This window comes from Sphingomonas sp. Leaf257 (genome assembly GCF_001422185.1).
Taxonomy (GTDB): Bacteria; Pseudomonadota; Alphaproteobacteria; order Sphingomonadales; family Sphingomonadaceae; genus Sphingomonas; species Sphingomonas yabuuchiae.
This window is the reverse complement of record NZ_LMMH01000033.1, coordinates 229,737-242,750: the sequence shown is the minus strand read 5'-3', so window position 1 is coordinate 242,750 and position 13,014 is coordinate 229,737. Positions and strand designations below refer to the sequence as shown.

13 protein-coding genes are annotated in these 13,014 nt (G+C 67.7%); 7 read left to right on the top strand and 6 right to left on the bottom strand.

The genetic code is table 11. The features are described 5' to 3' along the window. The first annotated feature begins 7 nt into the window (after window positions 1–7). A complete protein-coding gene (locus tag ASF14_RS15570; protein ID WP_056436979.1) occupies window positions 8–703 on the top strand; it encodes a TIGR02117 family protein in 696 nt (231 codons plus the stop codon). Next, the gene (locus ASF14_RS15565) at window positions 664–1,419 is read left to right on the top strand and encodes an esterase/lipase family protein (RefSeq protein WP_236697095.1); all 756 of its coding nucleotides are present in this window, start codon (window positions 664–666) and stop codon (window positions 1,417–1,419) included. The genes ASF14_RS15570 and ASF14_RS15565 overlap by 40 nt, the downstream gene beginning before the upstream one ends. Here ASF14_RS15565 and ASF14_RS15560 read toward each other — a convergent pair. Then, complete coding sequence (locus ASF14_RS15560; RefSeq protein WP_056436970.1) at window positions 1,398–1,691, bottom strand: hypothetical protein; 294 nt, start codon at window positions 1,689–1,691, stop codon at window positions 1,398–1,400. The genes ASF14_RS15565 and ASF14_RS15560 overlap by 22 nt on opposite strands. A 14-nt stretch (window positions 1,692–1,705) precedes the next feature. Then, window positions 1,706–2,719: a glycerophosphodiester phosphodiesterase gene (locus tag ASF14_RS15555; RefSeq protein WP_056437219.1), complete on the bottom strand. Its 1,014-nt coding sequence runs from the start codon at window positions 2,717–2,719 to the stop codon at window positions 1,706–1,708. A gap of 114 nt (window positions 2,720–2,833) precedes the next feature. Here ASF14_RS15555 and ASF14_RS15550 point away from each other — a divergent pair, with 114 nt between their 5' ends. The 5 genes from ASF14_RS15550 to ASF14_RS15530 are packed head-to-tail and all read left to right on the top strand — an operon-like array spanning window position 2,834 to window position 8,125. After that, on the top strand, window positions 2,834–3,370 hold the full coding sequence (locus tag ASF14_RS15550; RefSeq protein WP_082442285.1) for a 2Fe-2S iron-sulfur cluster-binding protein: 537 nt from the start codon (window positions 2,834–2,836) through the stop codon (window positions 3,368–3,370). Then, window positions 3,367–4,350: an FAD binding domain-containing protein gene (locus ASF14_RS15545; protein WP_056436969.1), complete on the top strand. Its 984-nt coding sequence runs from the start codon at window positions 3,367–3,369 to the stop codon at window positions 4,348–4,350. The genes ASF14_RS15550 and ASF14_RS15545 overlap by 4 nt, the downstream gene beginning before the upstream one ends. A gap of 4 nt (window positions 4,351–4,354) precedes the next feature. After that, window positions 4,355–6,592, top strand: a complete 2,238-nt coding sequence (locus ASF14_RS15540) for a xanthine dehydrogenase family protein molybdopterin-binding subunit (protein WP_056436968.1) — start codon at window positions 4,355–4,357, stop codon at window positions 6,590–6,592. After that, window positions 6,592–7,515: an XdhC family protein gene (locus ASF14_RS15535; protein ID WP_056436967.1), complete on the top strand. Its 924-nt coding sequence runs from the start codon at window positions 6,592–6,594 to the stop codon at window positions 7,513–7,515. The genes ASF14_RS15540 and ASF14_RS15535 overlap by 1 nt, the downstream gene beginning before the upstream one ends. Beyond that, window positions 7,502–8,125, top strand: a complete 624-nt coding sequence (locus tag ASF14_RS15530; protein WP_056436963.1) for a nucleotidyltransferase family protein — start codon at window positions 7,502–7,504, stop codon at window positions 8,123–8,125. Before ASF14_RS15535 ends, ASF14_RS15530 begins: the two co-directional genes overlap by 14 nt. Here the strand turns inward: ASF14_RS15530 and ASF14_RS15525 are convergent. Genes ASF14_RS15525 through ASF14_RS15510 form a run of 4 tightly spaced genes read right to left on the bottom strand, consistent with a single transcriptional unit; the run spans window position 8,094 to window position 12,898 of the window. Further along, a complete protein-coding gene (locus tag ASF14_RS15525) occupies window positions 8,094–9,299 on the bottom strand; it encodes an ABC transporter permease (RefSeq protein ID WP_056436960.1) in 1,206 nt (401 codons plus the stop codon). The two genes, ASF14_RS15530 and ASF14_RS15525, sit on opposite strands and share 32 nt — an antisense overlap. After that, window positions 9,299–10,045, bottom strand: a complete 747-nt coding sequence (locus tag ASF14_RS15520; protein WP_056437213.1) for an ABC transporter ATP-binding protein — start codon at window positions 10,043–10,045, stop codon at window positions 9,299–9,301. The genes ASF14_RS15525 and ASF14_RS15520 overlap by 1 nt, the downstream gene beginning before the upstream one ends. After that, window positions 10,035–11,423 (bottom strand): efflux RND transporter periplasmic adaptor subunit, encoded by a 1,389-nt coding sequence (locus tag ASF14_RS15515; RefSeq protein WP_056437210.1) that lies wholly within the window; start codon window positions 11,421–11,423, stop codon window positions 10,035–10,037. Before ASF14_RS15515 ends, ASF14_RS15520 begins: the two co-directional genes overlap by 11 nt. After that, window positions 11,423–12,898: an efflux transporter outer membrane subunit gene (locus ASF14_RS15510; RefSeq protein WP_056436958.1), complete on the bottom strand. Its 1,476-nt coding sequence runs from the start codon at window positions 12,896–12,898 to the stop codon at window positions 11,423–11,425. Before ASF14_RS15510 ends, ASF14_RS15515 begins: the two co-directional genes overlap by 1 nt. Window positions 12,899–13,014: the final 116 nt, after the last annotated feature.

Here is a 13,014-nt window from a genome sequence, read left to right as displayed (position 1 = left end):
GCCTATCATGATGATGGTGACAAATGAAACCATATCGTGGCGACGGCTGGGGCGCGTTGCAAGGGGGGCGCTGGCCGCTATCGGCCTGATCCTGCTGGCCTATCTGGGCATGGGGCTGGCGCTGGGGGCGATCCCGCGGACGACCGCGCCGATGCCGAAGGCGGGCGCGGATGCCGTCACCATCTTCGTCGAGTCGAGCGCGATCCACACCGCGATCATCGTACCCAAACAGGCGGCGGGGATGGACTGGCGCGACTGGGCAAGGCCGCAGGACCTGCGCGACCCGCGCTATGCCGGTTTTCCCTTCCTCGCCATCGGCTGGGGCGAGGCGGGCTTCTTTCGCGAAACGCCGCACTGGCGTGACGTGAAGCCGGGCACGATCCTGCACGCCGCGCTGGGCAGCGACCGGACACTGATCCATGTCGACCATCTGCCGCTGCCCCATGCGAATGGCGACGATGTGCGGGCGATCCGCCTGTCGCCCGAGGCCTATCGCCACCTGATCGCCTTCATCCAGGCGAGTTGGCGGCGCGGTGGCGCGCATTATGGCGGCTATGATGTGTATGACGCCTTTTATGAGGCGAGCGGGCGCTACAGCGCCGTCCATACCTGCAACAGCTGGACCGGCGATGCACTGGCGGCGGCGGGGGTGCGGATGGGGTGGTGGACGCCCTTTCCCTGGACGGTGACGTGGTGGCTGTGATCCCGCCGCCGTCCAAGACGCTCTGGGCCGCCGAATTGCCGCGCGCGCTGTGGATGGGCGCGACCTGGTGGCGGCACCGCGCCTCGCTGACTGCCGCGCCGGAGGGAGACGGGCGGACGGTGATGGTGCTGCCGGGCCTGTTCAACACCGATGGATCGAATATCGTGCTGCGCCGCTACCTGGTCGCCAAGGGCTACCGCGTTCATGGCTGGGGGCTGGGTCGCAACCGTGGGGTGCGCAGCGTCGGGGCGGAGGCCGAGCGACTGATCGCCCGCATCGAGTCATTATCCGATCAGGGGCCGGTGACGCTGATCGGTATCAGCCTGGGCGGGATCATGGCGCGGATGGCGGCGCAAGCCCGCCCCGATCTGGTCGCGGGCGTCGTCACCATCGCCTCGCCCTATGCCGGGCCACCCCGCGCGACCAATGTCTGGCGGGCGTTCGAGCGGCTGACCGGCGAGCGGGTGGATGACCCGGCGGTGATCGCGCGCTCGGCGACGATTGCGGGTCCGCTGCCCTGCCCTTCCGCCGCGATCTGGAGCCGGAACGACGGGCTGGTCGCAGGCACGATCTGCCGCGACGATACGACCCCGGCGGTCGAGGTCACGTCCAGCCATTTATGGGTTCAGCACCGGCCGCAGGTGCTGGCGGCGGTGGCGACCATCCTCGCCGGATGGCCGCCGCCCGTCAGCGATCAATCGTTGGCGGCACGGTAGCCGTCATAGCCCTGCTGACCCTGCTGGCACTGCTCCGGGTGCTTGCGGCACTGCTTCTCATATTCGCGGCGTTCGCGGCCTTCGCGCGCTTCCTTCTTGCGCATCTTGCGGCCGTAATTGCGGTCGGCCTCGTCCTGGCTCGTCGTCGTCCAGTCGACCACCTGCCCCGCCGCCTGGAAGGGGGCCTTCACCACGCTGGCGACCGTCTTGACGCAGCCTCCGGTGGCCAGCGGCAGGGTCAGGACGGCGAGTTTCAGGACGAGGTTACGCATGGTCTTGGTATCTTTCAGCGGGCGCGCAGATAAGCGTTGCGCGTTTCTACCCCGATTTGCGGGAAATCGGTGAAGAAACCGTCGATGCCCTGGCCCAGCGCGGCGCGAATTTCGCCCGCGACATCGCCATGCGCCTTGGGATCGGCGCCCTTGCGAAAGCCAGCCCGCACGAACTGGTTTTCCGCGCGATAGGTCCAGGGGTGGACACGAAGGCCCGCCGCATGGGCGTCAGCCACCAGGGACGAAGGCGCATCGCCGTTCCACAGCATCGCCTTGTCCGGCCCGATCCCCCAGGCATAGGTCGCGACCTGCTTCATGCCCTCGGGCGTCATCATCGCGGCATAGCTGGGCGCGGCATTGTCCGCCGGACCGCCCTCGCCCGAAACCAGCTGGATCAGGCGGATGCCGGTCATGGTCTTGAGGTGCTTGAGGTTGTTCACCTCGAACGACTGGATGAAGACCGGCGCATCGGCCATCTTCCAGCCCGCCTTGTCCAGCGCGGCAATTAGCGGGGCGTCGGTGCCCTTGCCGATTCCGGCGAAATAGGTCGGATGCTTGGTTTCGGGATAGATGGCGATGGTGCGACCGGTCTCCCTCGACCGGGTCTTCGCCAGCGCGATGATCTCCTCCAGCGTCGGGATCTTGAACTGCCCATCATAGGCGGTCGAGCGCAATTGCGGCAGGCGTTCGCGAGCGCGGAGCGTCTTCAACTCGGCGAGCGTGAAGTCCTCGGTGAACCAGCCGGTCTCGGCCTGCCCGTCGATCGTCTTGGTCGTCTTGCGATCGGCGAACTCCGGGTGGGCGGCGACATCGGTCGTGCCCGAAATCTCGTTCTCGTGCCGCGCGACGAGATGGCCGTCCTTGGTGGGCACCAGATCGGGCTCGATCACGTCCGCGCCTTCGCCGATCGCAAGATCATAAGCGGCCAGCGTATGTTCGGGGCGCTCCCCACTGGCCCCGCGATGCGCGATGACGATCGGGGACGAAAGGGGAGGCGAGGAAAGCGGCTTGGGGGCGTCGGCGGACATGGCCTCACCCTGCCCCATGACGAGCGCGGCGGCAATGAGAGTGGTTCGCAACGGGAAACGCAGGGAAATCATGGCGTTTGTTCATCCATTCCTAATCCCAAAGGGGATGCGCCCGTGCATTTCACAATCAATGGTCAATCGCATGACATCGAGGTCGATGTCCGAACCTCCCTCCTCGACCTGTGTCGCGAGCATCTGGGCCTGACCGGCTCGAAAAAGGGCTGCGACCATGGCCAGTGCGGCGCGTGCACGATGCTGGTCAACGGACGCCGCGTGAACAGCTGCCTGACGCTGGCGGTGATGCATCAGGATGACGAGATCACCACCATCGAGGGACTGGGCCAGCCGGGCAATCTCCATCCCTTGCAGGATGCGTTCGTGCGGCATGACGGATTCCAGTGCGGCTATTGCACGCCGGGCCAGATTTGCTCGGCGGTCGGCATGATGGACGAGGTGAAGAAGGGTTGGCCCAGCTATGTCACCGAAGATTTGGGCGCGGCCGAGCTGACGGTGGAGGAAATCTCCGAGCGGATGAGCGGCAATTTGTGCCGCTGTGCCGCCTATCCCAATATCGTCGATGCGATCCGCGACGTGGCGGGCCTGGGCGACCGCAATCCCAACGAGGACGTGGGTAAGGAGGTCGCGGCATGAAGCTGTTCGACTATGCCCGCGCCGACTCGGTCGCGACCGCTACCCGCGACGGGGCGGTGCCCGGCGCGCGCTTCATCGCGGGCGGCACCAATCTGCTCGACCTGATGAAATTGCAGGTCGAGACGCCCGAGACGTTGGTCGACATCAGCCGCCTGGCCCTGACTGAGATCGAGGAGCGCGAGGATGGCGGCCTGACCATCGGTGCGCTGGTGCCTAATAGCGACCTTGCCGCCGACCCCCGCGTGATCGAGCGCTATCCCGTACTGTCGCGCGCCTTGCTGGCCGGGGCTTCGGGGCAATTGCGCAACAAGGCGTCGACCGGGGGCAACCTGCTCCAGCGGACGCGCTGCTATTATTTCTACGACCCCGCCACCCCGTGTAACAAGCGCGAGCCCGGCAGCGGCTGTTCGGCGATCGGCGGCGAGAACCGCATCCTGGCGATCCTCGGCACCTCGGACCAGTGCATCGCGACGCACCCCAGCGACATGGCCGTCGCCATGCGCGCACTGGAGGCGGTGATCGTCACGCAAAAGCCCGACGGCGACCGCCGCCGGATCGCGATCGGCGACTTTTTTTGCCTGCCGGGAGCCACGCCCGAGATCGAGAATGTGCTGGAGCCAGGCGAACTGATCACCCATGTCGAGTTGCCCCCCGCGCCCGCAGGTCGCCAGACCTATCGCAAGGTGCGCGACCGGGCGTCCTATGCCTTTGCGCTGGTCTCGGTCGCCGGGATCGTCGCGGTCGAGGGTGGCAAGATCGCCTCGGCGCGCCTCGCCTTTGGCGGGCTCGGTCCGATGCCGTGGCGCGACGAGGCGGTGGAGGCCGCGCTGGTTGGACAGGAGCCGAGCGACGCCGCGTTCCACGCCGCCGCCGACGCGCTGCTGGCGGACGCCAGGGGCTATGGCTCGAACGACTTCAAGATTCCGCTGACGCGTCGCACCCTGGTCGCGACGCTCCGTGAACTGACGCAGGAGGGTTGATCCCATGTTCGGATTCGGCAAGGACGACACGAACGCGCTGACCATGAATCAGCCGCATCCCGACAGCCTGCTCGACACGGGCGTGCAGGGGGTGATTTCCAAACCGCTCGACCGCGTGGACGGCCCGGAAAAGGTGACGGGCACCGCCACTTATGCGGCCGAATACGCCATCGAAAATGTCGCGCACGGCGTGCTGGTCAGCGCGACCAAAGGCCATGCCAAGATCAAGGCGATCGACGCCGATGCAGTCAAGGCCATGCCCGGCGTCATCGACGTCATTACCGACTACCACACCTTCATCCGCAATTCGCAGCAGGGCGGCGAGACGAGCGCACCGACGCAAGGCGTGCGCACCATCGACTATTTCGGCGAGATCATCGCGATCGTCGTCGCCGAGAGCTTCGAAGTGGCACGTGACGCGGCCAAGCAATTGAAGGTCGACTATGAACCGCTCGACGGCACGTTCGACTATGAAGCCAACAAGGGCGAAGCCGAGCCTGCGCCTGATGGCCTGATCAAGGGCCATTACGATCAGGGCGATTTCAACAAGGCGTTCGAGAATGCGCCCGTCAAGGTCGACGTGACCTATACCACCCCCAGCCAGAACTCGGCGGCGATGGAGCCGCACGCCTCGATCGCGGTGTGGGAAGACGGCGCGCTGACGCTCTACGGCGCGTACCAGATGCCGACCTCCGACGCGCAGCAGCTGGCCAAGGCGCTGGGTGTCGCGCAGTCCAAGGTGCGGATCATCTCGCGCTATATCGGCGGCGGCTTCGGGTCGAAGCTGGGCATCGCGCCCGAGAGCGTCGCCGCCGCCATCGCCGCCAAGCAGCTGGGCCGCCCGGTCAAGGCGGTGATGCTGCGCCAGCAGGTGTTCGACGCCACCGTGCGCCGCTCCAATACCGAACAGCGGATGCGGCTGGGCGCCGAGGCGGGCGGCCGGATCGTGGCGCTGGGCCATGAATCCATCACCTCCAACCTGCCCGACGAGGATTTCTTCGAACCCGTCGGGATCGGTACGCACTTCCTCTATGGCGGCGAAAATCGGCGGATCAATCATGACGTGGTCCGGCTGAACTGGACGCTGTCGGGCTCGATGCGCGCGCCCGGCGAGGCGGTCGGCATGGTCGGCATGGAATGCGCCATGGACGAGCTGGCCGAAGCCATCGGCATGGACCCCATCGCCCTGCGCAAGGTCAACGACCCCCAGCAGGACCCGGAATTGAAGGTCCCCTATTCCTCGCGCAACCTGACGCGTTCACTGGAGGAAGGCGCGAAGCATTTCGGCTGGGACCAGCGCCAGGCACCGGGCCAGCGGCGCGAGGGCGACTGGCTGATCGGCATGGGCGTCGCCGCCGCCTGCCGCTCCAACCAGTTGCAGCAGTCCGCCGCCAAGGTCGAACTCCACCCGGACGGCAGCGCGACGGTATCCTCGGCGATGACCGATATCGGTACCGGCAGCTATACCATCATGGCGCAGATCGCCGCCGAGATCCTGGGCCTGCCGGTCGAGAAGGTGACCATGTCGCTGGGCGACACCAACGATCCCCCCGCCGCCGGTTCGGGCGGGTCCTGGGGTGCGGCGTCGGCTGGTTCGGCGGTGTATCTCGCGGCCGAGCGCGTGCGCGAGAGGCTGGCCAAGGCGATGGGCGTGAAGCCCGAGGACCTGACGCTCAAGGACGGCATGGCGATCGGCGACAATCGCTCGGTGCCGCTGGCCGAACTGGTCGGCAAGGATGGCCTGTCTGCCATCGGCGAGATCAAGCCGGGCCAGCAGGAAAAGCAGTTCAACCAGGCGAGCTACGGCGCGCATTTCGCCGAGGTCGGCGTGAACGTCGTCACCGGCGAGGTCCGCGTCCGGCGGATGCTGGGCGTGTTCGCGGCGGGGCGCGTGCTCAACGCCAAGACGGCGCGCTCGCAATGCCTGGGCGGCATGACCTTCGGCATCGGCACCGCGCTGACCGAGGACCTGATCCACGATCCGCGCACCGGCAAGCTGGTCAACCACGACCTGGCCGAATATCATGTGCCGGTGAATGCCGATGTGCCCCAGCTGGAAGTCCATTTCCTCGACGAGCGGGACATCCATGCCAATCCGATCCATGCCAAGGGGATCGGCGAGCTGGGCATTTCCGGCGCGGCCCCGGCCGTGGTCAACGCCATCTACAACGCCACCGGCGTGCGGGTGCGCGAGATGCCGGTAACGCTCGATAAGCTGCTCGATCATCTTCCGGCGCTTTGATGAGCGACCATGACAGCGTCCTCGCCGCCGCAAGGGAATGGCGGGGCGAGCCGATGGCGATCGCGACGGTGGTGTCGACCTGGGGGTCGGCACCACGCCCGCGCGGCAGCCATATGCTGGTCCATGCCGATGGCCGGTTCGAGGGATCGGTGTCGGGCGGCTGCGTCGAGAACGACATTCTCCACACCGCCGCCGAAGTCATCGCGGGCGCGCCGTTCCAGGTGAAGCGCTACGGCGTGGCGGACGCCTCGGCCTGGGAAGTCGGCCTGCCCTGTGGCGGCGAGATCGCGGTGATGGTGCAGCCGGTGTCGGCGGACGGCTTCGACCCCGAACTCTTCGACCGGATCGCCGAGGCGCGCGAGCGGGGCCAGGCGCTGACCGTCACCACCGACCTGACCAGCGGCCATTCGGACCTCCGCCCGATCGAGACGGGGGAGGTCTTCGCCAACCGCTACGACCCGCCGCGCCGGTTGCTGATCGTCGGCGCGGTGCAGATCGCCCAGTCTCTCGCGCAACTCGCGCAGACTTTGGGCATCGCCACGGTCGTCATCGACCCACGTGCCCGCTTCCTGACCGAGGAACGCTTTCCCGGCGTCACGCTGGACGACCGCTGGCCCGATGAGGCGGTGGCGGCCTATGCCCCCGGCCCCGCGACCGCCGTGGTGACTCTGAGCCACGATACCAAGATCGACGACCCTGCACTGGTCGCTGCGCTCGCCAGCGACACCGCCTATGTCGGTGCTCTGGGCAGTCGGCGCAGCCATGCCGCACGACGCGAGCGACTTGCGGCGATGGGCGTTTCTCCTGAGGCAATCGACCGGATCGACGGCCCGGTCGGGCTGGATATCGGCGCGATCGGCCCTTCCGAAATCGCTTTGTCGATCGCAGCCGCCATGATCGGAGCCTTTCATGATCGACCCTGAGAATGTCGCCCTGGTCCTGCTGGCGGCGGGCCGGTCGAGCCGCTTTGGCATGGAGAACAAGCTGGAAGCCGAGTTTCTCGGCAAGCCGGTCGGCTCTCACGTCACCACCGCGTTGGAGAGCGTCCCCTTTGCCGAGCGGATCGTGGTGACGGACGGATGCCAGCTCGATTTCGCGTCACGCGGCTATCGCGTCATCCATAACGCCGAGGTCGGTCGGGGCATGTCCCACTCGCTGCATCTGGGCGTGCGCGAGGCGATGGCAACGTCGCCCCAGGCGATCCTGATCGCGCTGGCCGATATGCCGCGCGTGACGGCGGCGCACATCTATCGCCTGTTCGATGCGTTCGAGGGGCCGGACTCGGTGGTGGTGTCAAGCAATGGCGAGCACCCCACTCCGCCGGGCATTTTCGGCGCGGGCCGGTTCGACGCGTTGCTGACTCTGCAAGGCGACGAGGGCGGTCGCAAGCTGGTCGCGGGCGGACGGCATGTCGTGACCACGCCTGCCGAGCTGATCGACATCGACACGCCCGAGGATCTGGAACGCCTGCGCCAGCTCGTCCACGCCCCCGAGCGGACGATCACTCGTGGCGAAGCGCGTCGATCGGATTGAGCGCCGCCGCCCGCCGCGCCGGGAAGTAACCGAACACCACCCCGATCACCGCCGAAATGGCAAAGGCGATGATGTTGATCTGCGGATCGAAGGTCCAAGGCACCTGCATCACCGGCACCAGCAGAGCGATGATCGCCTGCGCCAGGATCAGGCCGATGATCCCGCCCAGGCAGGACAGCACCACCGCCTCGACCAGGAACTGCATCAGCACCTCGCGCGCGACCGCGCCGATGGCCAGGCGGATGCCGATCTCGCGCGTCCGCTCGGTCACGGACACCAGCATGATGTTCATGATGCCGATTCCGCCGACCACCAGGCTGATCGCCGCCACCGCCGCGACGATGCGGGTCAGCATGGTCGTCGTGCTGGTCAGCGTGTCGCTGATCTGCTTGGTGTCGAAGATGTTGAAGTCGTCGTCCTTGCCGCCGCTGATGTTGCGCCGTTCGCGGAGCAGATCGGTGAGCGACGATTGCACCGCCGAGGTCGAATAGGCCTGATCGACACCGACCAGCATCAGGCGGATGTCGCGGCTGCCGGTGAAGCGGCGCTGGACCGCCTTGATCGGCATCAGCACCACGTCGTCCTGATCGCCGAAGCCCCCCTGCCCGCGCGTCGTCAGCACGCCGATCACGTCGCAGCTGATCGCCCCGATACGAAAGCGCTTGCCGACCGCATCGGTGCTGCGGAACAGGTTCTGGCGGACGGTATTGCCGATGATGCACACCGCCTTGCCCGCCGCCTGCTCGGCCGGGGTCCAGGTGCGGCCCGAGGCCAGCGGCCAGGGCTGGACGGTGAAATAGGCCAGCGTCGTGCCGGTAACGGTCGTCGACCAGTTCGCGCCTTCATAGATGGCGGTCGCCGTCGTCTGCGCTTGCGGCGCCACCGCCGTGACGCCCGCGATCTGGTCGGCGATCGCCTCGACATCCTCGGGCTTGAAGTCGGGCGGACGCGGGCCGCCGCCGCCGCGTCCGAAGCCCTGGCCGGGGCGGACCTGAAGGATGTTGGTGCCCAGCGACGAGATCGACTGCTGCACGGCCGCCGTCGTCGCCTTGCCCAGCGTCACCATGGTCACGACCGCGCCGACGCCGATGATGATGCCCAACGTCGTCAGGAACGAGCGCAGCACATGCCGCCGGATCGAGCGGATGGCGAGGATGAGCGTGGTGCCGAACATCAGTTCCCATCCCTGTCGAACGGGGCCATCTCCGGCACGACGCCCGGCCGGTGCTGCGCCTCGATCCGATCGACCAGCCCGTCCTTGAAGTGGATGACCGTGCGCGCGAACGCCGCCATGTCCGGTTCGTGCGTGACCATCAGCACGGTGATGTTGCTGTCGCGATTGAGCCCGGTCAGCAACTCCATGATCTCGACCGAGCGTTCGGAATCGAGATTGCCGGTCGGCTCGTCGGCAAGAAGGACGTCGGGGCTGGTCACGATGGCGCGCGCGATCGCCACGCGCTGCTGCTGTCCGCCCGACAGCTCGGCGGGGGTATGATCCCACCATTTGTCGAGGCCGACCTTCTCCAGCGCCGCCATGCCGAGGTCGCGCCGGGTCCGTTTGTCCTCACCGCGATAGAGCAGCGGCAGCTCGACATTCTCCAGCGCGGTGGTGCGCGACAACAGGTTGAAGCCCTGGAACACGAAACCCAGATAGCGCCGCCGCAGCATGGCGCGCTGGTCGCGGTCCAGCGTCTCGACATGATGGCCGCGGAACAGGAAGTTTCCGCCGCTCGGCACGTCGAGACATCCCAATATGTTCATCGTCGTCGACTTACCCGACCCCGAAGGCCCCATCACGGCGACGAAATCGCCCGCCGCGATGTCCAGGTCGACGCCCTTCAGCGCCTGGAACTGGGTCGCCCCCATGCCATAGGTCTTGGTGACGCCGCGAAGCTGGATGAGCGGGGCGTCAGCGGCCACCACCGCCCCCGCCCTGCTGGCCGCCACCCTGACGCCGCTGGCCACCGCCACGGGGCGCGGCGCTCTCGTCACCCGCAAGCTGCCCGGTAATGACCTGCATGCCGGGCTTCAAGCCGCCCGACAGCACCTCGGTCATCGAACCATTGGTGTCGCCGGTGACGATCTGGATCGGCTGCGGCTTGCCGTCGTCGCCCCGGACATAGATAGTCTGGGTCGCGCCGCGCTGAACCGTGGCGGTGCGTGCGGCGCGGTCCCGGCGCGGGCGGAAGGTCAGCGAGCCCGCAATGCCGCCGCCGCCCGCTTGCGCGCCGTCGGACGGCTTGAAGCGCAGCGCCGCGTTGGGGATCAGCATGACGTTCTTCTTGTCCGACGTCACGATATCGGCGGTCGCGGTCATGCCGGGGCGCAGTTGCAGGTCGGGATTGCCCACCGTCAGGTCGGCGGCATAGCTGACCACCTGCCCCGTGGTCGAGGCGGCGCTGGTGGTCGAGGAGGCGGACGAGGTCGCCGCGCTGACCGTCAGGTTCGACCCCAGATCGACCCGGGTGATCGTCGCGGGGAAGGTCCGCCCCGGAAAGGCGTCGACGGTGAAATTGGCCTTCTGCCCGACCTTCACCTCGCCGACATCGGCTTCGTCGATCGCGACCTCCAGCTTCATCTTGGTCAGGTCTTCGGCGATGACGAACAGGGTCGGCGTGTTGAACGACGCCGCGACCGTCTGGCCCGGATCGACCTGGCGTGCCAGCACCACGCCGGACACGGGCGAGCGGATGATCGCGCGCTGGCGCTGGGTCTGCGACTGCGCCAACTGGGCGCGGGCGGCGGTGACATTGGCCTCCGCGACGCGCAGCGCCGCGACCGCGCGCTGGGCATCGGCACGCCCCGCCTGAAGTTCGGTGGCCGAGGGCACACGGCCGTTCGACAGCTTGTACACCTGTTCCAGTCGCGCCAGCTGCGCCTGCGATTCCGACACGGTCGCGCGCGCCTGCGCCACCTGCGCGACATTGGCGGCCAGCGTCGCCTGGGCGGCGCGGATCTGGTCGTCGATCTGTTCGGGATCGATCAGCGCCAGCGCCTCGCCCGCCTTCACCCGGTCGTTCACATCGACCACGACCTTCGTCACCAGACCGGACAGCTGCGAGCCGACCGTCACCTGGTTGGTCGGCGCCAGCTTGCCGGTGGCCGAGACGGTCACGGTCAGGTCGCCGCGCGTGACCGGGGCGGTCGCGAAGCCCGCTTCCTTCGATCCGCCGAAACAGCTTTTCAGCAGCAGCGCGAGCAGCACCACGCCGACGATCACCACGCCCCACTGCACCCATTTGCGCCAGCGCGGCTGTGGCTTCACGCCCAGGAAATCGTCGAGAGTCTGGTCGGCCATCAGCGGTTGTCCGGGGTTGTGGCGAGGCGCGGCGGCGCTTCGGGGGTGGTCGTGTCGTCCCATCCGCCGCCCAGCGCGGCGAACAGCGCGACTTGCGCGGTCGCGGCGTCGGACCGGGCCTGAACCAGCCCGTTCTGCGCGTTCAGGAACGCCGCCTCCTGTTGCGACAGGGTGGTGAAATCGGTGAGGCCCGAGCGATATTGGCTGCGCGCCAGGATCGCCGAGTTGCGCGCGGCGTCTAGCTGGATGGCGAATTGCCGCTCCCGCTCGCGCGCGGTGTTGAGCGCGACGATGGCGTTCTCGACATCCTCCAGCGCGAGCAGGACGGTGCCCTGATAGGCGGCATAGCTCTGGTCGGCGAGCGCCTGGGCATTGCGCACCTGGCTGCGCAGCCGCCCGCCGTTGAAGATCGCCTGGGTCAGGCCCGCAAACAGGCTGCCGGTGATCGCGTCGCCCAGCGAACCGATGCTGGTCGCCGCCGTGTTGATGTTCCCGGAAATGGCGAGCGCCGGATAGAGCGCGGCCTGCGCCACGCCGATCCGCGCGGTGGCGGCGGCCAGATTGCGCTCGGCCGCGCGGACATCGGGGCGGCGGCGCAGGATATCGGCGGGAATGCCGGTGCCGATCACGGCGGGGCCGGTTGGGATCGGCCTCACCGCCGCCAGCCGCGCCTTGACCGCGCCGGGTGCCTGGCCGGTCAGCACGCCCAGCCGCGACACGGCGGCATTATATTGCTGTTCGATCGACGGAATGGTCGCGGCGGTCTGGGCCCGCTGGCCCCGCGCCTGCTCGGCATCCAGCGAGGAGACGAGGCCTGCCTGCACCCGGAAACCGGCAATCTCCAGATTGTCGTCCTGCAACGACAGGCTCGCCCGCGCATTGGCCAGCTGCGCCTGATAGGCCCGCGCCAGCATGTAATTGCGCGCCAGTTCGCTCTCGACGGTCAGCAGCGTGGCGGCATAGCTGAACCCCGCGCCCTCATAGGTCGCCTGGGTCGCCTCCACCGTGCGGCGGACCTCGCCGAACAGGCCGACCTGATAGCTGGCCGACAGTCCCACGGTGAAGCTGTTGCTGCCGCCCCCGCCGGTATCGACAACGGTACCGTCGGGCAGCGTGAAGCTGCGCCCGCCGCCGCGCAGATTCTCGTTGCGCTGATAGCCGGTCGAGCCGGAGACATTGGGCAGCAGCGACGCGCGGCTCTGGATCAGGCTTTCGCGCGCCTGCCGCAGCCGGGCGATCGCCTGGACCACATCGGTATTGGCGACCACCGCCTGCTGGACCAGTTCGGCGAGCAGCGGATCGTCGAACGACCGCCACCACCGGGTCAGGTCCTGCGCCTGCGCATTGGCGGCGGGCACCGACCAGATGGCGGGCACCCCCAACTCTTGCGGAGCGGCGGGGCGGTAATCGGGGCCGACCGTACAGCCGGACAAGGCGGCTGTGGCCAGGAGAAGGACGCAGGCGCGAGGCTTCATGGCCGGGAACGTGCCGTGCCGTTACGGCCCCGTCCAGTGTGTTTATGTCGCAAATTGTGACGGATGCGGCAGATTGCCGTCATCCCGTGCGACACGTTTCCGCGGGGTGAAAGTTC